General features: G+C 52.1%; 21 protein-coding genes. 11 read left to right on the top strand and 10 right to left on the bottom strand.

Annotated elements, in window-relative coordinates; genetic code table 11:
* Positions 1-7: 7 nt before the first annotated feature.
* From CSR04_RS09760 to CSR04_RS09725, 8 genes are all read left to right on the top strand, one after another.
* Positions 8-808 carry a MotA/TolQ/ExbB proton channel family protein gene (locus CSR04_RS09760; protein WP_102796101.1) on the top strand — a complete coding sequence of 267 codons (801 nt, stop codon included), beginning with the start codon at positions 8-10 and terminating at the stop codon, positions 806-808.
* A gap of 5 nt (positions 809-813) precedes the next feature.
* A complete protein-coding gene (locus CSR04_RS09755; protein ID WP_102796100.1) occupies positions 814-2,028 on the top strand; it encodes a hypothetical protein in 1,215 nt (404 codons plus the stop codon).
* The gene (locus CSR04_RS09750) at positions 2,025-3,107 is read left to right on the top strand and encodes a vWA domain-containing protein (RefSeq protein WP_102796099.1); all 1,083 of its coding nucleotides are present in this window, start codon (positions 2,025-2,027) and stop codon (positions 3,105-3,107) included. The genes CSR04_RS09755 and CSR04_RS09750 overlap by 4 nt, the downstream gene beginning before the upstream one ends.
* Positions 3,104-4,108, top strand: coding sequence for a vWA domain-containing protein (locus CSR04_RS09745; protein ID WP_102796098.1), 1,005 nt, complete (start codon positions 3,104-3,106; stop codon positions 4,106-4,108). Before CSR04_RS09750 ends, CSR04_RS09745 begins: the two co-directional genes overlap by 4 nt.
* 46 nt (positions 4,109-4,154) lie before the next feature.
* Entirely contained in the window at positions 4,155-4,775 is a 621-nt protein-coding gene (locus CSR04_RS09740) for a hypothetical protein (RefSeq protein ID WP_146027142.1), read from the top strand.
* A complete protein-coding gene (locus tag CSR04_RS09735) occupies positions 4,772-5,434 on the top strand; it encodes a hypothetical protein (protein ID WP_102796096.1) in 663 nt (220 codons plus the stop codon). Before CSR04_RS09740 ends, CSR04_RS09735 begins: the two co-directional genes overlap by 4 nt.
* Positions 5,418-6,881, top strand: a complete 1,464-nt coding sequence (locus CSR04_RS09730; protein ID WP_102796095.1) for a M48 family metalloprotease — start codon at positions 5,418-5,420, stop codon at positions 6,879-6,881. Before CSR04_RS09735 ends, CSR04_RS09730 begins: the two co-directional genes overlap by 17 nt.
* Before the next feature lie 93 nt (positions 6,882-6,974).
* Positions 6,975-8,348, top strand: coding sequence for an amidohydrolase family protein (locus CSR04_RS09725; RefSeq protein ID WP_102796094.1), 1,374 nt, complete (start codon positions 6,975-6,977; stop codon positions 8,346-8,348).
* 236 nt (positions 8,349-8,584) lie between these two features.
* Here CSR04_RS09725 and CSR04_RS09720 read toward each other — a convergent pair whose 3' ends face one another.
* Together CSR04_RS09720 and CSR04_RS09715 are read right to left on the bottom strand one after the other, a co-directional pair.
* On the bottom strand, positions 8,585-9,502 hold the full coding sequence (locus CSR04_RS09720; RefSeq protein WP_102796093.1) for a histone deacetylase family protein: 918 nt from the start codon (positions 9,500-9,502) through the stop codon (positions 8,585-8,587).
* Positions 9,499-11,340, bottom strand: coding sequence for a GNAT family N-acetyltransferase (locus tag CSR04_RS09715; RefSeq protein WP_102796092.1), 1,842 nt, complete (start codon positions 11,338-11,340; stop codon positions 9,499-9,501). The genes CSR04_RS09720 and CSR04_RS09715 overlap by 4 nt, the downstream gene beginning before the upstream one ends.
* 172 nt (positions 11,341-11,512) lie before the next feature.
* Here CSR04_RS09715 and CSR04_RS09710 point away from each other — a divergent pair, with 172 nt between their 5' ends.
* Both CSR04_RS09710 and CSR04_RS09705 read left to right on the top strand, forming a co-directional pair.
* Positions 11,513-13,321 carry a diguanylate cyclase gene (locus CSR04_RS09710; RefSeq protein WP_102796091.1) on the top strand — a complete coding sequence of 603 codons (1,809 nt, stop codon included), beginning with the start codon at positions 11,513-11,515 and terminating at the stop codon, positions 13,319-13,321.
* On the top strand, positions 13,321-14,565 hold the full coding sequence (locus tag CSR04_RS09705; RefSeq protein WP_102796090.1) for an MFS transporter: 1,245 nt from the start codon (positions 13,321-13,323) through the stop codon (positions 14,563-14,565). The genes CSR04_RS09710 and CSR04_RS09705 overlap by 1 nt, the downstream gene beginning before the upstream one ends.
* Positions 14,566-14,620: 55 nt before the next feature.
* Here the strand turns inward: CSR04_RS09705 and CSR04_RS09700 are convergent, their stop codons facing one another.
* The 8 genes from CSR04_RS09700 to CSR04_RS09665 all read right to left on the bottom strand — a co-directional run bounded on the left by CSR04_RS09700 (position 14,621) and on the right by CSR04_RS09665 (position 22,014).
* Positions 14,621-15,061 (bottom strand): tellurite resistance TerB family protein, encoded by a 441-nt coding sequence (locus tag CSR04_RS09700; protein ID WP_245921515.1) that lies wholly within the window; start codon positions 15,059-15,061, stop codon positions 14,621-14,623.
* On the bottom strand, positions 15,058-15,759 hold the full coding sequence (locus CSR04_RS09695; protein WP_245921513.1) for an EAL domain-containing protein: 702 nt from the start codon (positions 15,757-15,759) through the stop codon (positions 15,058-15,060). Before CSR04_RS09695 ends, CSR04_RS09700 begins: the two co-directional genes overlap by 4 nt.
* Before the next feature lie 69 nt (positions 15,760-15,828).
* On the bottom strand, positions 15,829-16,827 hold the full coding sequence (locus tag CSR04_RS09690; protein ID WP_102796088.1) for an NAD(P)/FAD-dependent oxidoreductase: 999 nt from the start codon (positions 16,825-16,827) through the stop codon (positions 15,829-15,831).
* Positions 16,828-16,876: 49 nt separating this feature from the next.
* A complete protein-coding gene (locus CSR04_RS09685; protein ID WP_102796087.1) occupies positions 16,877-17,659 on the bottom strand; it encodes a S1/P1 nuclease in 783 nt (260 codons plus the stop codon).
* A gap of 2 nt (positions 17,660-17,661) precedes the next feature.
* Complete coding sequence (locus tag CSR04_RS09680) at positions 17,662-18,717, bottom strand: ABC transporter ATP-binding protein (protein WP_102796086.1); 1,056 nt, start codon at positions 18,715-18,717, stop codon at positions 17,662-17,664.
* Complete coding sequence (locus CSR04_RS09675) at positions 18,717-20,297, bottom strand: ABC transporter permease (protein WP_102796085.1); 1,581 nt, start codon at positions 20,295-20,297, stop codon at positions 18,717-18,719. Before CSR04_RS09675 ends, CSR04_RS09680 begins: the two co-directional genes overlap by 1 nt.
* A 120-nt stretch (positions 20,298-20,417) precedes the next feature.
* A complete protein-coding gene (locus CSR04_RS09670) occupies positions 20,418-21,431 on the bottom strand; it encodes a Fe(3+) ABC transporter substrate-binding protein (RefSeq protein ID WP_102796084.1) in 1,014 nt (337 codons plus the stop codon).
* A gap of 139 nt (positions 21,432-21,570) precedes the next feature.
* The gene (locus tag CSR04_RS09665; protein WP_172449315.1) at positions 21,571-22,014 is read right to left on the bottom strand and encodes a GNAT family N-acetyltransferase; all 444 of its coding nucleotides are present in this window, start codon (positions 22,012-22,014) and stop codon (positions 21,571-21,573) included.
* Positions 22,015-22,184: 170 nt separating this feature from the next.
* Here CSR04_RS09665 and yciH point away from each other — a divergent pair, with 170 nt between their 5' ends.
* Entirely contained in the window at positions 22,185-22,505 is a 321-nt protein-coding gene (gene yciH, locus CSR04_RS09660) for a stress response translation initiation inhibitor YciH (protein WP_102796082.1), read from the top strand.

The raw sequence follows: 22,505 nt of genomic DNA, 5'->3' as shown, positions 1-22,505 counted from the left end.
GTTTACCATGGACAATCGTGCGCCACGCGAATTCATCTATCAACTTTTCAGTCTGTTGATGGCCATCATTCTGGTACATGGCCTGTATGTTTCTCTGATTCGTCCCCGGGCCGATGCCCTTATCCAGCAGCAAATAGAACTACAAAGTCAGGGCCAGACAATTCAGGCCCAGCGCTCATGGTATGTCGTGCTGAAAGATTTTGAGCAGGAAAGCTGCTTTATTCTGATGTTGTGGGCCTGCTCCATCATGGCCTTTAAAGCCATGCAACTGCAAAAAGAGCGGCGCATGCTGGATCGCCACTGGTTACCCACCGAACAGGGTACCACCATCTTGCCCACTGATGCGGTGGACTTATCCCGGCCATTGCAAGCCTTGCCTGAGCAGCAGCAACAATTGCTGGTACCGCGCACCCTGCTCACGGCCCTGCAACGCTTTGGTGCCACCGGCGATGTGGCGGCATCAGCGGAGGCGATAAAAGAGCAGTGTGATACCGAATCTGACCGCCTCGACAGTGAGCTTTCGCTGGTGCGCTATATCGCCTGGGCCATTCCGTCCATTGGATTTATCGGCACAGTACGCGGCATAGGCGATGCACTGGGACAGGCCCACAAAGCGATTGAGGGCGATATTACCGGGGTCACCCAGGCACTGGGAGTGGCATTTAATTCCACCTTTATCGCCCTTCTGATCAGTATTTTCATCATGTTTGTCAGTCATCAATTGCAATTACAGCAAGAGCGGGTGGTAACTCAAACCAAACGCTACACCGATGAGCATTTATTGCGCTGGATGAAACAAGTGGAGTAAGCATTGTGGATGTTCTTGAGATCAATGATATTGCCCTGCGACTGCATCGGAATGAGCAGTGTTTTGAACACCAGTGCGTGATTCTGGAACAAGGCAGTGCGCTGCTGTTCAATGCTCAGGCCCTGTCGGCCCGACGTTTGTACCCCAGGCACTGCGCCAGTACTTACTGGCAATATCTGAGCCTGGAACAAGGCAGGCAAATTGGCGGCTTTCGTCACCCGGCCGATTTGGCGCATCAACAACTCCTGGCCATGGCTGAACAATTTGGTCCGTCTCCTGTGTTGCTGGCGGTGCCGGCCAGCTTCGGCGAAGCACAGCTCAGTTTGCTACTGGGGATTTTGCGTGAGACGCCATGGCAGGTGCAGGGCATGATCAATCAGGCGCTGGCCTGCTTGGCAGAGCAAGCCGAATCTGGCAGCCATGCGCACCTGGAACTGCATGCCCAGCAAGTTCTGTTAACCCAACTACAAGCAGATGCGGATATCGGCGTAACCTCCTATCAACATTTCTCGGCGCTGGGCTGGGACAATCTGCATGAACATATTATGCGACACCTGACCCGCCGCTTTATTCAGGAGCAGCGCTTTGATCCCATGCACAGGGGGGAAACCGAACAGGCGATGTATGAGTGGACCCAGGCAGTATGCAGCGGACAGGCAAACAATGAACTGGTGATTGCCAACAAAGTACTGCGACTTGATGGGCAGGAAATAAGCGAGCTAATCTGCCAGTTTTTTATACCGCTGCAACGCGCGCTGGAATCGCAGCAGGCAAACCTGTGGCTCAGCCCCCGACTGGCCGCCCTGCCCGGTCTTGCAGACCTGCTGAAAAACGCAAAGTGCCTGTCCTTAAACGCCGCCATCGCAGCCTGTAAGTATGTGTCGCCCAGCCCTGATTCCCAGGCCATACCGTTAATTGACAGCCTGCCGCGGACCAGTCAGAGCACCAGACTGGCCTGGCCAACCCACATTCTGTTTCAGGATCACGCTTTGCCCCTGACGGCGGGGGGATATGGCTGGCAAAACCACAGGTTAACGCACATGAGCGATAGCCCCGCGTTTTTATTAAACAGACAAGATAGCGGCTTTGTGCTGGTCGCCAATGCGCCCTGGCAAGCCCGTTCTGTGCGAACCGACGGTCTGCTCAGACTGGGTGATGAAATAACGCTGTGCCAGGGCGAGCAACAGCATCAGCTTCGCTTTATCCGGGTGCTGCCATGAGCAGAAAAGGTCGTCGTCAAGCATCCAATTTCAGCCTGGCTTTTTTAGATGTTATGTCTTGCGGCTTTGGCGCCGCAGCCTTGCTGTTTCTGCTGCTTAAACACGGTATTGATGAAAACCGCGAGCAGGTGGAGATGATGGATGAATCTGAAGTGCGCCTGCTGGAAGAGGAGATCCGCATTGGCAAGGAAGATCTGGTGCGTGCCAGAAATGTGCTGTCAGAGGTGGACATGGAACTGGCTGATGCTCAGGGACTGGCACGGCAGATAGAAGAGCAGTTGCGTAATCAGCGTAGTCACCTGGACGTGCTGGATCCTGAGCAATGGGACGAAGAAATTAAAAAACTCAAAGAGCAACTGGCCGCTCTGGAGAAGGAGAAGCAGCAATTACTGGCCGAACAGCGCGAAGGGGAAAATGTTCAGAAATTTGTTGGTATGGGGGACAGGCAATACCTGACCGGTTTACGCCTGGGAGGGGAAAGAATTTTGATCCTGCTGGATGCCAGCACCAGTATGCTGGATGAGCGGCTGGTTAATATAGTGCGCCGACGCCATATGCAGGAGGACATTCAGCGTGCATCACCTAAGTGGTTACGTGCCCAGGATCGCGCCGCCTGGCTGGTATCGCAATTTCCCAAAGACAGTCATTACCAGATTTACCTGTTTAATACCGATGCGCATGCTGCCATTGAGAATACTCAGGGCAGTTGGCTGAAGGTCAGTGACAAAGACAGCCTGGATAAGGCCATGGCTAGTGTACGTAAACACCTGCCTGGCGGCGGTACCAGTCTGGAGCGGGCATTTCTGTCGGCCGGCGCACTGGATCCGTTGCCTGACAATATCTTCCTGATCACCGATGGCCTGCCCACCCAGGGGCTGAATGCCAATAAGGAAAACACCATCTCCGGTATTGAGCGGCTGGAACTGTTTAAAAAAGCGGTACAGGGGCTGCCTCAGGGCGTACCGGTCAATACCCTGCTCAGCCCGATGGAAGGCGATCCTATGGCCGCTGCGGCGTTCTGGCAATTGGCACAACTCACTGGCGGCTCCTTCTTAAGTCCATCGGAGGACTGGCCATGAAACGCAGACAAGTCACGGATATTTTCAGTATCTCGTTTTTGGATGTTATTTCCTGCGGCTTTGGCGCCATTATTATTCTGATGCTGATTGTCCGCAATGTGCCCCCGGATGTGATTGAGCAGGCGCAAATCGATAATCAGGGCCTGGTGCAGGACTTACAGCGTCAATTGTTTACCCTGCGCGGCGAAACCACCACATTGAACCGCCAGATGACTGCCAAACACGAGCAACTTTCTCTTGAACTGGCGCGGATAGCCAAACTGCGTACCGAAATGGATTTGCTACAAAGCCGTTACGCCAGATTATCAGAAGCCGAACAGGTCAGTGCCAGACAAAAAGGCGAACTGGAACTGGCCAGGCAAAGTCTGACCGAGGAAATGCGCCGCCTGTTGGGGGATAACTACAAGCGTAAGAATGATCTTATCGGCGGCATCCCGGTAGACAGTGAATACATCATTTTCATCATCGACACGTCCGGCAGCATGGTCAATTACGGCTGGCAACGCATGATCGATGAAATCATCGCCACATTGGATATTTACCCCAACGTTAAAGGGATCCAGATCATGAATGACATGGGCGACTATATGTTCACTAATTATCGCCGTGAGTGGATCCCAGACACACCAGCCAGGCGCAGCGCCATTGTCGAGCGGCTGCGTGGCTGGCACCCCTTTAGTAATTCATCCCCGGTGGAGGGTGTACTGGCCGCCATCCGCTCGTTTTACGCCCCGGACAAAAAAATCAGCATCTATGTATTTGGTGATGAATTTACCGGCCGTTCCATCAAGCAGGTGGTGGATACGGTGTCCAGAATTAACCTGATGGCAGAAGGTAATCAGAAACGGGTGCGCATCCACGCAGTGGGTTTACCTGTGCAGTTTGCCAATCCGCCGCAGTACCAGATGACGGGCATCCGCTTTGCCGCCCTGATGCGCGAACTCACTCTGCAAAACGGTGGCACCTTTATCGGCCTTAACGATTTTCGCCCTGGCTATTAATACCAGGGCGAAGCTTTGCTTATGACATGGTTGGAGGAAATCGCTTATGCAATCCCGGCTGTTATGCATCTTGATGTTGAGTTTATTGCTTTGCAGTTGCTCCGGCAGCTTCAAGGTTAAGAGCCAGGTTCCAACACCCCTTATCCAGCCAATGCCGTTAACGGTGGGCACCTATTATCCCAAAGAACTGCGCCAGTATCGGTATGAGGAAAGTAATGAAGCGCGCAAGGAATGGAAGATAGAACAAGGCGATGCACAGATGCAGATGTTCAGTCAGGTACTGGCGGGCATGTTCGAAAACGTGGTGGATCTGAATCAGCAGCAAGGGGCTGCAGATCTGATCCTGACCCCCAGGGTGGAGGAATTTCAATACACCGTGCCCCGGGAAACTCGCAGCAATATTTACGAAGTGTGGTTTAAATACCACCTGCAGTTACATGAAGGCAGTGGCCGACTGGTGGCCGACTGGTTTATGACCTCCTATGGCAAAACCCCCACCGCCTTTGCCACCAGTGACGCAGGAGGACTAGACCTGGCAATACAAATGGCTCTGCGTGATTCAGGAGCCAAATTATTAATGGATTTTTCCAGGGTGCCGGAAATTCGCCAGTGGATGGAACAAAACCTGAATAAATCCACCCTTGCCATCCGCGGAGAACAGCCATGAAACAGCTAATACTGCCCTTCTTTATGCTGCTAAGCGGCTGCTCCAGTGTCACCATCGACGAATTTCGCCATAGCAGCGCCAGCCTGCATCAAGGTGAGTCCATAGTCATCCTGGGTCGCCGCCATGCCAATAATTACGAAACCGAGCCGTCGCTGATCAACTGTCTGCAGGAAAGCATGACAAAACAGGGCCTCAACGTGATTCCTGAACAGCAGTTTCTGGATGAGTTTTATCCTTTCTTTGAACCCCGCACCGCGCCGCTGAACCTACCGGGCATGAACCGACTACAGAGTCAGGAACGGCTCGCCAGCCGCATGCAACAACATAAGCTACGCTATCTTATCTGGGTGGACGGTAATACCGAAACCACCTCCAGCGTTGGTTCAATCAGTTGTGCGCTGGTGCCAGGCGGTGGTTGCCTGGGATTTGGCAGTTGGGACGAAGAGGCGGGCTATGAATCTATTATTTGGGATCTGAAACGCGAAGTGGTTGCCGGGCGCATTCATGCCAGCGCCAAAGGCACCTCCTATATGCCTGCCGTGGTGGTGCCAATTCCCTTACTGGCACAAGTGGAAACCGAAACCTGCCGCGGTCTGGGTAAACAATTAACCGAATTTTTCAAACCACAGGGAGAGACCAATAATGCCGTACAGAATTAGCCTGTTGCTGTTTTTTGCCGCCAGTCAGTTTCTCAGCGGCTGCGCCACCAACCCGGCCACCGGGGATGCCGAATTTGTCACTATGTCTGAAACCAGGGAGTTGGAAATTGGTGAGGAGATGCATAAAAAGATCCTCGAAACCCAGCCCATTTATGAAGATGAAAAAGTCACGGCTTATGTTAACCGGGTAGGGCAAGCCCTGGCCAAAGTCGGCGAACGCCCGGAACTAACTTACCACTTTACGGTATTGGACAACCCGCAGATCAACGCTTTTGCCTTGCCCGGTGGTTATATCTATGTCAATCGAGGCCTGCTGGCTTACATGCACAGCGAAGCGCAACTGGCCGCCGTGCTTGCCCACGAACTGGGCCATGTCACTGCCCGTCATGCGGTGCGCCAGGATACCGCCCGCACCGGCGCGCAGGTGCTCAGTGTGATGTCGGTGCTGGCCACAGGAAGCTGGGCGGTGGGAGATGCTGCCAGCTTGTGGAGCAGTGCCGCAGTGATGGGCTATGGCCGGGAAATGGAGTTGGAAGCCGACGGCCTGGGTGCCCGCTACCTGTCCAAGGCCGGCTATTCACCCCATGCCATGATCGAAGTTATCAGTACCCTGAAGGATCAGGAGAAATTTACCCGGCACTTAAATGCCAAGACCGGTCGCCAGCAAACTTACCACGGCCTGTTTTCTACCCACCCACGTAATGATACCCGTCTGCGCGAAGTCGTGGACAAGGCCGCCGAACTGGAAAAACACACTCAGGTGGTGGAAAAAGATCCGGCGGAATTTCGCAGCATTATGGATGGCCTGGTGTACGGCCCAAGCTACCGGCGTCCGGATGACAAAAAAGATGATGAGGACAACCGCTTTACGCACAATCGGCTGGGCTTCTCCGTGATCTTTCCCGACGATTGGCAGGTGACGAATGCCGGGCATACCATTATTGCCGAGGCCCCGGATAAAAGTGCGCTGATGCATATGGAAGTGACCCGACGCCAGGAAGAACTCCCCCCTGGCAACTATCTGCGCAAATACTATGATGTTCCTTTGCTGATGCGTTCTGAGGATTTCAGCCAGGCTGGCATGCTCGGCCATACCGGTATCCGCCCGGCCGATGACAAATTACCTCAGCCCAGCCGGGTGGCCATTTTCTATCGCGGCTCGCTGATTTATATGCTGCAGGGAGAAGTGCATAAACCTGACCCAGACACCGACTATGACAAGCTGTTTCTGGACAGTATTCATAGCTTTGCACCAGAGCGCGGCACCGCAGCCTTACCCAAGCCCAAGACCATCAATTATGTGCAAGCAGAGCCTGGCATGACCTTCGCTGGTATTGCCAGAAGTATGCGTATTGGCCGCTACGCAGAAGAACAGCTCCGGCTGATTAACGGCTACTATCCCAGCGGTGAGCCTAAAGAAGGTGAGTGGCTGAAAATTATCAGGTAACTTACTAGCTAGGGGCGTCAGCCCCTCTGGCTGGATTTTAACCAGCAACTGACTTAAGGTGGAATGGCTCGCTAACAACAATAAGAGGCAACCATGTCTGTCAAACGTTCAGTTCTATTTATGGCTCTACTGGTCTTTTCTTTCACTCCTGTGGCTGTAGAACGTAAAGCCCTGGTGGGTGGTCGTCTGATAGACGGCTTCGGCCACCAGCCTATCGCCAATAGTGTGATCCTGATTAAAGACGACCGAATTGAAAAAGTCGGTACTGTGGATACCCTGCCGGTACCCGAAGGCTACCAACATATTTCTACGGAAGGAATGGATGTATTACCGGGTTTGTGGGAAAGCCATGCGCATTTAATGCTGGCCGGTCATGCTAATTATGATCATTGGCATAAAGCCTATCCCGAACGTTTTAAAGATGAAATGATGCCTGCCAGTGCCTTACAATTGCTGCTGGCCGGTGTTACCAGTGCCCGTGATTTGGGTGCACCGCTGGAAGCATCTGTTGCCGTCAAGCAAGGTATCAATGAGGGCCGCATTGCAGGTCCGCGTTTATATGTGTCCGGGCCGTTTATCCAACATGAGCCCTACCCCGGCACCGAAGCCTACCGCTGGGGTATCAAAGGTGAAAATGATGCCCGCCAGAAAGTCAGGCTGTTGGCCGAGGCAGGCGTGGATATTATTAAACTGATCGACCAGGACAAGATGAGCCTGGACGAAGCCCAGGCCGTGGTAGATGAAGCCCATCAACAAGGCCTGAAAGTGGTCGCTCACGCCCACCGTCCCGATGAGATCCGCCGGGGCCTGACCATAGGGGTGGACAATTTCGAACATACCGGCCTGACGACTGCCCCCGGCTTCCCCGATGATGTGATGGAAAAACTCAAAGAGCGCACCGCCACCGGCCGGGTTGCCGGTGGGCCGCTGTTCTGGACTCCAACAGTGGAAGGACTGTGGCAATACGACCTGACCGTCGCCAATCCCGAGCGACTGGATAATAATTGTTGGCAACGTGGATTGAAGGACGACACCATTGCCGATATTCGCCAGTCCCTGAGAAATCCCGGTCAGCTTAGCTATATGCAGTTGACTCCACTACGCAAACCCACGCTAAAACATAAAATTCAGCAGTTACGGGACGCTGGCGTGGTGTTTCTGGTCGGCACAGACAGCGGCATACCTACCAAGTTTCATTGTCAGAGTACCTGGAATGAACTGGCTGTATGGGTGGATGTTATGGGCATCCCGGCCATGGATGCAATTCGGGCTGCAACCTACTGGCCATCCGTGATGATGGGGGTGGACAAAGACAGCGGTACGGTTTCTGCCGGTAAATACGCTGATATTATCGCAGTTAAAGGCGATGTACTGAGGTATATCAATCTGCTGCAGGACGTCAAGCTGGTGATGAAAGGCGGCAAGCTGTATAAACAGGACGGCCAGGTGATTGAGTCGGCACTTTAACGGCTTGGCGACAGAGGGCTGAGCGAATGCTTTGTGCCTCTGCTGTCACAGAAACCCGGCAAGAAAAGCTTCAATTACTTCTCCGCGGAGGGATAAAAAGCTCGGAGATTGGTAATATCTGATACAGCTTGTATTGAGCTTTCTGCTTGTCGTCTTTGCTGTCGGACTCACGTCCGACCCACAGTGGGTCGGACGTGAGTCCGACAAATAGATACTTTAATACCGGCAACAGCCCCCTACTCCATCATCGCCTTAATATGCACTGTCACACTGCGCCCCAGCGCACTCATCGCGTAGCCGCCTTCCAGGCTGGACATCAACCTGCCGCTGCAATGTTTATTGGCGATAATTTTCAGTTCGCGGGTGATCCAGTCGTAATCGGTTTCCACCAGGCGAAAATGCGCCATATCGTCTTCGTAGTGACCGTCAAACCCAGCAGAAATCAGAATCAGTTGTGGCGCAAAGGCATCCAGCTTATCCAGCCAATTGTCCGTTACGGCCTGACGAAATGTGTCGCCGTCGGTCCCGGCGGGTAACGGCAAGTTCAGAATATGCTCGTTTCCCGGTCCCACATTAAAAGGATAAAAGGGGTATTCATAGGACGAACAAAACAGCACGCGCGGATCATTAAAAAAGATATCCTCGGTGCCATTGCCATGGTGCACATCAAAATCCACAATGGCGATGCGTTCCAGTTTATACTTATGCATGGCCCAATGTGCCGCTACGGCCACATTGTTAAACAGGCAAAAGCCCATAGCTTTATCGCGCTCGGCATGATGGCCTGGCGGGCGCACCGCACAGAAGGCCTGCCCCGCTTTGCCCTGCATCAGCATATCCACCGCCATAATATTCGCGCCGGCCGCGTACAGGGCGGCTTCCAGGCTGCGAGGCATCATGCTGGTATCGTCATCCAGTTGCACCCTGCCTTCTTTTGGTGTGCAGGCAAATAGCTTATCCACATAAGTTTTGTCATGGGCCAGATACAGTTGTTTACGGCTGGCTTTTTTGGCCTCGGCGCGCAAGATGGAATAGTCCAGCCCCGACGCAATCAGTCTGTCGTTAATGGCGTCCAGTCGTTCTGGAGACTCGGGGTGCTCATCGCCCACATCATGTAATGCACAGGCCGGGTGACTGATAAATACCAGGCTCATGGCTGAGCCTCTAATGATAACTGCAAAATAACTTCTCCGGGATCGTCCATCGGCTGGCGTTTAAAATTGGCATTCTCAAACACCTTCAACATATTCTTGTTGTCAGAGCGCACATAGGCCTGCATGGTTTTTATGCCTCTCTTGCTGGCAATGCTGATCATCTCTGCCAGCAATTGTCTGGCCATGCCCTTACCATGGTATTTTTCCCTGGTCACAAAAGCCACTTCACAACTGCTACCGTCCTGATTCAGATAGTACCGCCCGACGGCCTGAATTTCTGACATCGAGCCATATTGCTTAACAATACACAGAGCCAAATCGCGGCTTTGGTCGACACTGACCAGACTACAGGATTTTTCCCGGGTCATCTGGGTTGGATAATAGTTGTAGCGATAAAACAGGGTTTCCTTGGTATGGGAATAGAAAAATTCCTGCAGGCGCCTTTCATCTGCCGGATTAAGCGGCCGTAAGTCAAAACTGGCACCATCAATAATCAAGGTTTTGACACTGATTTTACCCAGTTCCGGTACTTCGCGGGGGTAATCTTTCTGATAGTGAGGCACCCAATAATGTTTACGTACCTGCTCCAGCAGTTGGGCGCGAAACTTAGGATGCGCCACCCGAATCAGCTCTAATGCCCGTTCACGGATACTGCGACCTTTTAATGAGGCGACGCCAAACTCGGTCACCACGTAATGCACATGGCCGCGAGACGTAACAACGCCACTCCCCTGGGTAATATGCGGCACAATGCGCGATACCTTGCCGTTTTTGGCGGTAGAGGGTAAAGCGATGATGGGTTTACCACCGGGGCTGATTGCTGCGCCGCGAATAAAATCCACCTGGCCGCCAATACCACTGTAGAACTGATAACCAATAGAATCGGCCACCACCTGACCGGTCAGGTCTACTTCAATAGCACTGTTAATGGCCACCATTTTATTGTTGCGCGAAATATTAACCGGTGAGTTCACATAATTACTGGGGTAAAACTCCACATGGGGATTGCCATCAACAAAATCATAGAGCTTCTTGCTGCCCAGACAAAAGCTGGTCACCGTTTTACCCGGGTGAAAGGTCTTCTTGCGGTTGTTAATTACACCCTTGGCAATCAGCTCAATAATGCCATCGGTAATCAATTCACTGTGTACACCAAGGTCGCGGTGATTCTGCAGATATTGCAATACCGCATTGGGGATCTTGCCTATGCCTAGTTGCAATGTGGCCCCATCTTCCACCAGCATCGATACATATTGACCAATACGCTCTGTGACCTGGTCGGGTTCCACTTCCGGCATTTCCGGCAAGGCCTGCTGACGTTCAATACAGGCGCTTAGCTGAGACACATGCACGAAGGAATCACCACTGGTTCTGGGCATCAGCGGGTTAATCTGGGCAATCACATAGCGCGCCTTGCGCACCGCTGCCTGCACCACATCCACCGACACCCCCAGCGAACAATAACCAAATTTGTCGGGGGGGCTGACCATAATCAATGCAGCATCCAGCGGCAGAATATCGGTTTCAAACAGACTGGGGACTTCCGACAAAAAACAAGGGGTATAGTCGGCCCGCCCTTCGGACACTGCGGCACGCATTTTGTCACCGCCGATAAATAAGGTATTAACCTTAAACAGTTCATTTAATTTAGGGTCGACCCAGCGGTGATCAGACAAGGTCAGAATATGCACAATTTCAATATCATGCAGGCCCTGGGCATTGGCAATCAAATCATCCAGCAGTGCATTGGGCACGGCAGCGTGTGAGCCGAGAAAAATGCGGTTACCTGATTTAAGCAGCGACTGCCAATCCGGCCGGTTAGGCAATGCGGTATACATAGTTCACTCCTTTACGGTAGATGATTGATTATCGCATCCAGCGCGTCAGCAGGCTTTGATTTACACCAAAAGCTTTCGGGTTAGGGCTAAGTTGCCGTAACATTAGCAAATCCCGGAATACTGTTAAATCTGGTTTGAAGATAATTCAAAGCTGTACGGATGGATCCTTAATATGACTTGGTCTGGCGCATTGCCACTAAGGTTGATGATGATTTTACCTTCAACCTTGTTGTTTTTAATTGCGGCGTTGTTAATCGGTGGCTTGTCACTTAGCAGCAGCAAAGAAACAGGCCGGGCCTTTGGCCAACAATTTGCTGCCGAGCGCAGCGAGCGGCTGGCCAGCAGAGTACAGCAACTTACTGCCAGATTGCCGACCATATTGCAGTTAAACGCACAAGGGATCTTAGGCAAGCGCCTGAACATCGACGAACCCGAAACTCTGGCCCCCTGGCTTTATCAGCAAATTCAGCAGTTTGAGCGCATGACCTTTATCTCGGTAGCATTACCGGATGGGCGTTACATCACAGGTGCACGATTCCCTGACTTAGAGGCAAAACCCAAGCTTGCAGCTAACTTCATTGATGCCCCGTTTAAGTTGGCTGATTATCATGCTAAAGCTGATGGCAGCATTGGTCAGCGTCACTCAGATTTATACGATTACGACCCGCGTCAACGCCCCTTTGTCCAGCAAGCTCTAGCCAACCCAGGGGAATTGGTTTGGGGCAAGGTCTATCACTATGTCGGCATGGCTGGATTGGGCCAGAATATGTCGCTGGCGGTGACCAATCAACAAGGCCAAGTGATAGCAGTTTGTGGTGCAGATATGGCACTGATACAGATCAGTGAATTTATGCAAAGTGCCCCACTTGGCAAAGGCGGCATCGCCTTTCTGGCCGATGCTGATGGCTTGATGATAGCCAGTTCCAGTGACGCCTTGCCAGCCGTGTCTCCTGATTCCCCAACGCTCAGGTACAGTTTGGCCGACCATCCCAGTGCGCTGTTACGGACTGCCAGTCAATTGGCCTTTGACCAGACCTTCAGTGGTGTACTTCAGGTAGAGGAACAAGGCTATTTGGCAGAGATCCATCCTCTGGATCTTGGTCATGGTCTGCAGTGGCAACTGGGGGTTATACTGCCCGAGCAGGAGTTTGTCGGCCCCACTATGGCTGCCACCCGCCAAACCCTGATATTTATTCTGCTGACTCTGGTGATGCTGGCGCTGTGTGGTGCCTTGCTAGGCCGCTTGATCGCACGTCCCATTGAAAAAATTTCCCGTATTGCCAGTAATCGTAATCTGAGTGCACTACGTCAGGACAGGTATCACCAGAGTCCGATTCGCGAGGTTAAGCAGTTATCACATAATCTGGCACAGTTAGGTGATGAGTTGGCAAGCTCAATAGATAAGCTGGAAAGTCGCGTGCAACGGCGCACTGCGGCGTTACAACAAGCCAACGAAAAACTGCAGAAGCTGTCCACTCAGGATGGCCTGACCGGTATTGCCAATCGCCGGGCCTTTGACCAGCAACTGGCCTACCAGTGGCAGGTGGCAACTCGCCATCAGCAACCTTTGGCATTACTGCTGTTAGATATCGATCATTTTAAAGCGTTTAACGACCAACATGGACATCAGGCTGGCGATGAAGCCCTGATTCAGGTAGCAAAATGTCTCGATGCACAATTGCACCGGCCAGGCGATTTGGCCGCACGTTATGGTGGAGAGGAATTTGCTTTTGTTCTGCCCAGCACTGATCTTAATGGTGCAATAGGTGTTGCTGAGCAAATCCGGCGTTGTATTGCCGCTGAGCCACTGCAACTGAATGACACCACCTTGTACTTAACCGCCAGTATCGGTGTTGCCAGTCAGATTCCATCAAAACACAGCGACCATACAGGCGTTGAAGCATTGCTCAAATCAGCAGACAAAAATTTATACCTGGCTAAGGCGGCGGGCCGAAATCAGGTTTACGCAGGCACAAGCTGATGACCAAAACAGTGCACAGCGCGGATCCCTGTCAGCGCCCGTATGCAAGTCGCCATTTCAATCTTATCTGCAGCAGCTTGGTACTGACAAAACTGGGGGACTTGCTTGCGTCTCCTAAGCTCGTGCTGACCTGGCTGCTAGGCAGTGCCGGTGTTTCACCTGCTATTATTTCCCTGTTGGTGCCGATCCGCGAGTCAGGATCGCTGATCCCACAATTAGCCATTGGTAACTGGGTGAGCCGCTTTGCCAGGCGCAGCTGGTTGTGGCAATGGGGCAGTTTTTGTCAGGGTCTGTGCGTCGCCTTAATGGCACTGACACTACAACTTGGCTCTGGAGATGCGGCAGGTTTGGCCGTGCTCGGATTGTTGGCATTGTTCAGTCTGGCCAGGGGGCTGTGTTCTGTCACTATCAAGGATCTTCAGGGCAAGCTGATTAAGCGCAGCCAGCGTGGCAGGCTGTCCGGTTTTGCCACCAGTATAGCCGGCGGCCTGACATTGCTAGTGAGTCTGTATTTTTTTGCCCCCACTTCTGCCCCTCAACAACCTGTTTACTTGTGGCTGCTGGTGATTGCAGCCCTGCTTTGGCTTGGTGCATGCGCACTGTTTGTTGGGTTGAACGAAGCGGACGGTGAAACACGCCATGCAGCAAACAGCACTGGCTTGATTCAACGCGCCGCCGAGCTGCTGACAACTGACAAGGTTTTCAGGCACTTTGTTGTTTCACGAGCCCTGTTAATGGGCAGTGCCCTGGCCGGTCCATTTTTGTTATTGCTGGCACAGCAGCAACATCATGGTGCACACACCTTTGCGCTGTTTTTGCTGGCCAGTGCCATGGCGTCAAGTTTATCTGCCACTGTATGGGGCCTGATGGCTGATACTTCCAGTCGCAGGGTTATGATGCTAGGCGGCACCCTGGCCGGTAGTTGCTGTCTGGCTGTCTGGACTTGCCAATGGCAAACCCAGGGCTTGTCTGACTGGCTGTATGCGCTGTTCTACCTGCTACTGATGATGGCACATGAAGGTGTTCGCATTGGCAGGCAAACCTACCTGGTTAATATGGCAGAAGGGGTAAAACGTACCGACTATGTGTCTTTAAGCAATAGTGTGATTGGCGTACTGTTGCTACTGGCAGGGGCGTTAACCGCCGCCCTTGCCACCTGGTCAGTCACCAGCACCGTGCTTGTTTTGGGGTTACTGACCCTGGGAGGCGCATTCAGCACCTGGCGGATGTCAGAAGTGGAATAGTGGTAGGCAAAAGGCTGGATTTAAACAAAATCTATACTTGAAAGATAAACAGCCCCTAAGACTGTGCCTTTAGTTTGGTTTGAATAAACTGACTGTGGGGAATGTACAGCAAGTCAGCAATCCGGCGGATAATATGTTCTTCGTGCACGTCCAAGCGGCCATCAACCAATGCCAGACGCCACAAATTTTCCAGCATCCGACATTTTTGCTCGGCACTGCATTGTTCGTTGAGCAGTCGGGTGAAACTGACCAGATCGGCTGCCTGCTCGGCCTTTGCTCTGGACTCGGTTAGCAACAGTTTGGCCTGCGATAGGGGTAAATCAAACTCCTTTTGCAGCAATTGACATAGCAAGTCCAGTTCTGTGTCATCCAGTTGATTGTCGGCCCGGATCACTTCCATACATAATACCGCGGTGGCCAGATCCACCTTGCTGGTCTGCTCCTGCGAGACAGGGTCAAGACGGGCTTTCAGCCATTGCTTCACCTTGCTTATCAAATCCCCTCCTCCAGATGCTTGAATATCTGCTCTGCATCAGCCAGCGCCATAAACTGTGGTTTACACAGATAATACCCCTGCATATACCGCACGCCATGCGCTCTTAGAAAGTCGAATTCCGGTCGGCTTTCCACCCCTTCTGCCAGCAGCTTAATGTTTAGTTGTTTGGCAATCAGTGCCATACCACTGAAAATCGCCTGTTTAGCCGGATCATTGTCAATGCCACGGATCAGCATCATGTCCAGCTTAATGATGTCAGGCTGAAAGTTAGCCAACAGGTTCAAACCTGAATAGCCTTCGCCAAAATCATCTATAGCGGTCATAAAGCCCTGATTCTTATACGTGCGAAAAATATCCAGGATTTTCTTCACATCAACCCGCTCATCTTCGGTGACCTCAAAAATAATCCGTTCATGGGGAAAATCATATTGCCTGGCAGCACTAAGTGTTTCACGCAGACAGGCCAGCGGTTCATAGACGGCATTAGGTAAAAAGTTAATGCTCAGACGGGTCTGGCAACCTAACTCAGCAGCGATACGAATGGCGGTAATACGGCAGGTTTGATCAAAGCTATAGCGATTTTGCTCTGTAACCAGCGCCAGAATTTGCCCAGCCCCTTCACCTTTAGTTCCCCTTACCAGTGCTTCGTGCGCAAAAACACTGCGCGATTGAATATCCACTATTGGCTGAAACGCCATGGCAATTTCAAAATCCAGCGGTTTATCACATTGGCATCGGCGACAATTATCCATAGGCTCATTTTGTGTTTATCCCGACCTACTTTGAGCATAACAAAAGTTGTCAGTAAATTGCTGACAAAATTGCACAGCAGCGCGCATGGCTGACTCAACTGAGCCGCCCAGCGCCCAGTCTCCTGTGGCGGCCAGGCCTAATTCAGGTGCCCAAACAGACGATGGGCGAGGCGCATCGGGTGCCAGCCTGGCATAGCGCCAAAAATGCTGATAGCACTGCAGGCTATCAACAGCGTCCCTTTCAAACAGGCTGGCCAGAGCCATAAGCGCCGTTCTTGCGATAACAGTGCTACTAAGCTCACGCATGGCATTGGAGGCCTGATGTGTTAATTGCATCGTCCATATCTGGCTGTGCCCCTGACGCAGTGGCTTTGCACTGTCCAGCACCGCCAACTGCAGTATCGAATCACTTGGGTAGATAATCGGCATCACGTCTGGCAAAGCGGTTTGTAATTGGGCCGCCACCGTCCAGCAAGGTAACCAATGCGTCTCTTCAAAAGCCGGTAAACACACATGGGGGGCAAGTAATGCATGACTTTGTGGCCAGGGCGCAGTCACAATGACCCAATCAAATAAACCAAATTTGCATTGGCTTTCGTCCCATAAAAGCCACTTGCCCGCGCTGTTCTGCAAGTAAGTAATACGGGTAGAAGTGGCCAGCCGGCATCCCTGTAGCCAGAAATGGCAGGCAGCATTCATACCTGGGGTCAACACATAGACGGGTGTATTGTCCTTATCGGCTTGCAGCGTTTGCTGTTTTTTATAGGGCGTGACCAGCCATCGTCTGGCCACACCCTGCTGTTCAAGCTCAGTCAGATGCTCTGTCACTAAGGGATCAGTCGGCCGAATGAAGGGCGCGCCTAAATCAAACTGGCCCCAATGCGTACGCTTGCATGTGGCGCGTCCGCCCCTGCCACGGGATTTTTCAAATACGCTGATTTTATGCCCTTGCTTTTGCAAGGTCGCGGCAATTAAACAACCTGTGATTCCGGCACCTACAACTGCAATATCCATAGCCAACAAAAACCAAATAGGCTTAGTTACGGCACAGATAGGCAAAAGATCATTCAGGCAGATATTTGTTCAGTAACGAAGCCAGCCTGAGACCGGCTTGAACTATCCTTTGCTTGGCTTGCTGTTGATAGTGCTGATTTGCCACCGGGTCTATCACGGCCGGATTGGTTTGATACAGGGTGGCTGTAATAGCATAGGATTCTGCCAGCCACTGATTTACGTCAGCAGACAGCCAGTTTTGACGTTGCTCGGTTGACATGGCATCCAATAGCTGTGCGGCGAGCAAATCAGATTGAGGTAATGATTTAAGCACCAGGCTATCCCAGTAATAGTGCAGGCTGACTGGCTCTTCATCAAACATCACTTTACGATCATTGCCGCCGCGATCATCAGCAAAACTAACATGTAAAGGTTGGTGCAAATCACCCACCAAGTGCACCACAAACGCCAGAGCCTCAGCCTGTGCATCCGGACTGTGACTGCTTAATTGCTCCAACATCTGTGCCAGCGCACTGACTATACAGGGACGACTGCAATCCCTCTGCATATCAAAGCCGTTGCTACCACGTGGCAGGTTCACATAGTGCCAAGGGCCGGTATGGGCATATTCAGGTAATTTTTGTTCGCGCACCTTGTCAGGCCAAACCGACGCATCGCCAATATCTGCAAAGCCTTTATGGGCCAGCAGCGCATCTACCCTGGCCTGGGTCTGCGCATTAAGCTGTTGGTAGGCGATCAGGGCCACAGTGCGGTGGCCTTTTTCGCCCCAGGCAAGAACCTGCGAGGACAGCAGTAAACCCAGCAACAATAAAAAATTCTGACCTAACGTCATGACTAAACCACCCTTGCCCCAGTAGCAATATCAAACAACCAAGGTTGTTGCAGATCCAGCAACAAGCCTATTTCCTGCCCTACCGCCAGATTCAAATGCAGCGGAGCCTGACAATACAATTGCTCACCATTAGCCAGCTCCACTTCACACAAATAATCATTGCCACGGAAAACCTGACGTATGACTTTTCCTTTCAAAGCGCCATCATCGCAAGGTTTAACCTGATGAGGCCTGAGTAATAAGTGCAATTCAGCATCAGGCGCAGCGCTTAATGGCTGCGGCAAAGGCCAGTTGCCAATGCTGCCACTAATACGTTGCCGCTTGGAATGCTGCACTCGGATACGTGTCGCCTTACTGATAAATTCAGCCACTTCAATGCTAGCAGGCCGATCAAACAGAGTGACCGGCTTATCCCATTGCAACAGTCTGCCTTTGTCCATCACACCTATTTTGTCTGCCATGGTAAAGGCTTCGGTTTTGTCATGGGTCACCAGCAGCGCAGCGATGTCCTGCCGCTTAAGGATAGCGCGGATTTGGCAGGCCAGGCTCTCGCGCAGCTCGGTATCCAGGCTGGAAAAGGGTTCATCCATTAGCAGCAAATCCGGCTTTGCTGCCAGCGCCCTGGCCAGAGCCACCCGCTGCTGCTGGCCGCCGGAAAGCGCATGGCTGTAGCGTCCGCCCAGCGCCTGCAATTCCACCAGCTCAAGCAATTCGTTAACGCGCTCTTGCTGCGTGCGTTTGGGTAATGTGCGCAGGCCAAAAGCAATATTCTCCGCCACGGTTAAATGTGGAAACAGGGCGAAATCCTGAAACACCATGCCGATTCGGCGTTTTTCTGGTGCCAGGGTGTAGCCTGCTTTGCTGACCTTTTCACCATGCAAATGCACTTCCCCGGCATAGGCTGGCTCAAAACCGGCGATGGCCCTCAGCACTGAGGTTTTACCGCAACCAGAAGCCCCCAGCAGACAGCCTATCTCACCTTTGGCCAGAGCCAGACTCATATGCTCAACCACCACGCGGCGATGGTAGGCCACGGCAAGATTATTCAGGGCTAGCATCAGGTTGACTCCTTATTGATGGCTGTGGCCAGCAGTATCACTGGCAGCAACCCGGCGAACAATATCAGCAGAGCTGGCAAGGCGGCATCGGATAAACGCTCATCGGAGGCCAGCTCGTAAGTGCGAATGGCCAGGGTATCAAAATTAAATGGGCGTAAAATTAAAGTGGCAGGCAGTTCCTTTAACACATCCACAAATACCAGCAGCAGCGCACTTAACAAACTGGCTTTAAGCATAGGCAGATGTACCCGGGTCAGCACGCCAAAAGGATTCAGACCTAAACTGCGCCCGGCTTGATCCATACCGGGTTTGACGCGCTCCAGCCCGCTTTGTACCTGATGCAGAGACACGGCCAGAAAGCGCACCGTATAAGCCAATAGCAAAGCAAACAGGGTGCCGGAAAGCAATAAGCCGGTACTGATGCCGAACCAGGCCTGCATCAGGCCATCCACGGATTTGTCAAACCAGGCCAGCGGCAGCATAGTACCAACGGCGATAACAGTACCGGGTACGGCATAGCCCAGTTTTGCCAGTCCCACCATTGACGCAACCATAGGGTCCCGCTTCAGGCGTCTGGCGTAAGCAAATAACATAGCCAGTAATAGAATGATCAGGGCGGCGCTCAGTGCCAGGGAAAAACTGTTCCACGCCAGTTGCCAGAAATGGCTGTTTAACTGCTCAGTCCCCACCAGCAAGGCCCAGTGCAGCAGCATCCCTACTGGTATTAAAAAGCCCAGACTCAACACCAGCGCACAAAACAGCCATAACAGCAGATTTAGCCAGATAGGCGGTACAACAGCCTGTTGAGACTGATGCTTATGGCCCTGATAAAAATACTGTATCCGTCGTCTGGCATATTGTTCCCACAGTACCAACAGCAAAACAAATAAGGTCAGCAAGGCAGATAACTGCGCTGCAGCCATCGGGTTGCCCATACCAAACCAGGTACGATAGATACCCGTGGTGAACGTATTGACCCCAAAGTATTCCACCGTGCCAAAATCCGCAAATGCCTCCATCATGGCCAGGGCGGTGCCGCTCATAATGGCGGGTCTGGCCATGGGTACTGCCACTTTAAAAAAGTACCCTGAAGGCGTCAGGCCCAGGCTACGACTGGCTTCCAATAAGCTCTTAGACTGGTCACGAAAAGCATTTCTGGCCAACATAAAGACATAAGGATAAAGCACTAGTACCAGCATCAAGACAGCGCCAGCCAGGGAGCGGACTTCCGGAAACCAGTAATCACCATACCCCCAACCTGTGGCCTCACGAAGGGTACTTTGCAGAGGACCGGCAAAGTCCAACAGCCCGGTATAGCTATAGGCAATAATATAGGCCGGAATGGCCAGAGGAAGCAGCAACAGCCACTCAAACCAGGTACGGCCCCAAAACTGATAGTGGTGGCAGCACCAGGCCAGGCTGGTACCCAGCAGCATGGCTCCCAGCCCAACAGAAAATGCCAGCACCAGGCTGTTGAATAAATAGTCGGCCAATACCGTTTCGGCCAGATGCTGCCAGATTAGCCACTGTGGTTGGCTCAAGCTCAACAGCACCAACAGAATAGGCAGAGCCAGCAGCATAGCAGGTAGCAAGGTAGCAAGTCGCCACCCACCCAGCAGGCCCTTCAAATTCAGTTTCGTCAAACCTATTCCCGTTTTGTGAAAATGCGCAAACGCAGCGCATTATCCGTATTTTTTTGCTTACTTCCAGCCCGCTTTATTCATCAGCATCAGCGCGTCAGCGTTACGGGCACCCACTTTCTCAAGGGGGATAGACTCGGCTTTGAATTTGCCTAACGCCTTCAGGCTGTCGCTGATCTCAACGTCTTGACGCACCGGATACTCGCCATTGTGCTCTGCATACCATTGCTGCGACTCTTTGTTGAGCATAAAGCTTAATAGCGCCTTGGCATTTTCAGCATTCGGAGCATATTTGGTTACGCCAGCCCCGGAGATATTCACATGGGTACCACGGTCCTGCTGGTTAGGCCAAAAAACCGCGACTTTTTTAGCGGCATCCACCTGAGACTGATCCGCATCCCCCAGCATGCCAATCAGATAGTAAGTATTAGCAATGGCGATATCACATTGACCGGCGGCCACTGCTTTAATCTGGTCGCGGTCTCCGCCTTTGGGTGGACGGGCAAAATTTTTCACCAGGCCCTTGGCCCATGCCAATGTGGCCTGCTCGCCAATTTGTTCCATCAGGGCGGAAACCATGGACTGGTTATAAATATTGCTGGAAGAACGCACACAGATGCGTCCTTTCCACTTGGCGTCGGTCAGGTCTTCCAGACGTCCTAATTCTTCAGGCTTAACCCGGTCGATAGCATACATTACCGGACGCGCCCGCAATGTTAGGGCAAACCACTGATTGTTTTGGTCACGCAGATTTTGTGGTACCAGGCCTTTGATCTCATCAGATTGCACACTTTGCAGCAGATTCGATTCTTTTGCCCATTGCAGGCGGCCCACATCGGTAGTGACCAATATATCAGCCGGACTAAACTGACCTTCTGTGGCAATACGTGACAACAGGGTGTCGGCATTTCCCGTGATCAGATTCACTTTAATCCCGGTTTGGGCAGTAAACTTGTCCAGAACCGGCTTAATCAGCGCTTCCTTGCGCGCAGAATAGACATTCACTTCCTCGGCGGCTTGCACCGGCGCCAGAGCTGACAGACCAAGAATTAGAGCAGCAACAGGTTTTAGCATGATGTTCCCTTAAATTTGAATTGGGGCGGCATGCCCCTGACACGGCCGCCACTTTATTATTTTTGAGAACCATTCTCAATAACAACCTTATCTGACCGTCGCAGCATGCCTGTCATTTAACGAAATAGCGGCATGGTCTTCACTTGCTCTGGTACATAAAATACTGGCATTCCTGCATACCCAAATGCTGATAGGTTGCCTGGGCGGCCAGGTTATCTTTCTCCACATACAAGCGAAAGCCACATACGTTGCCCTGCTCTGCCGCTAGCGCCTTTGCCTTAGTGTAGAGTGCAGAATAAATGCCCTGACGACGGTGCGCCGGCAATACATAAACACTTTGGATCCACCAAAACAGGCTGTTTCGCCAGTCACTCCATTCATAAGTGACCGCCAGACTACCGACAATTTCACCGCCTTTCTCGGCCACCAGATAAAAGCCAAACTGCGGATGGCGAAGTATGCCATTCACCCCCTGGCGCAAGGTGTTTTCATCAAGCGTTTTGTTCTCGGTTTCAAGGGCCATGGCCTGATTAAACTGGGTTAACGCCTCCAGATCTGACGCGACTGCCTGGCGAAGTAGAATATCCTGCATCAAAAGTCCTGCCTTATTGCCAACTAAAATCGAATCGCATTCTAGCCCAGAGCCAAGGTACTGCCAAAGCAACCTGCCCTGCTTTACCTGCCATCAAGCGTCTGGGCAAAACGGGGCCAGTTGGGTAAGATCCCGGCATCGATTAAAAAACGGGTCATCTTATGAGTGACAATCCACTGGTTTATTCTACCGGCACCGGCCGTATTCAGCAGACTGAGCCTGCCAAACCTGCTCCTAAAGGGGATGGCATCATTCGCATTAAACGTGAAACCAAAGGGCGCAAAGGTAAAGGCGTGACCACGGTATATGGCATGCTGATGGACGATACGCAGCTCAAGCAGCTTTGCAGCGATTTAAAAAAAGTCTGTGGTACCGGCGGTACCATAAAAGACGGGGTCATTGAAATTCAGGGTGACAATCGCGACAAGATTAAAGCTTTACTTGAAAAGAAAGGCTTTCAGGTTAAGCTTGCCGGAGGCTGA

This window comes from Bowmanella denitrificans (assembly GCF_002887595.1).
Classification (GTDB): domain Bacteria; phylum Pseudomonadota; class Gammaproteobacteria; order Enterobacterales; family Alteromonadaceae; genus Bowmanella; species Bowmanella denitrificans.
The sequence above is the reverse complement of the archived record's forward strand: the minus strand, read 5'-3'. Positions and strand labels throughout refer to the sequence as shown.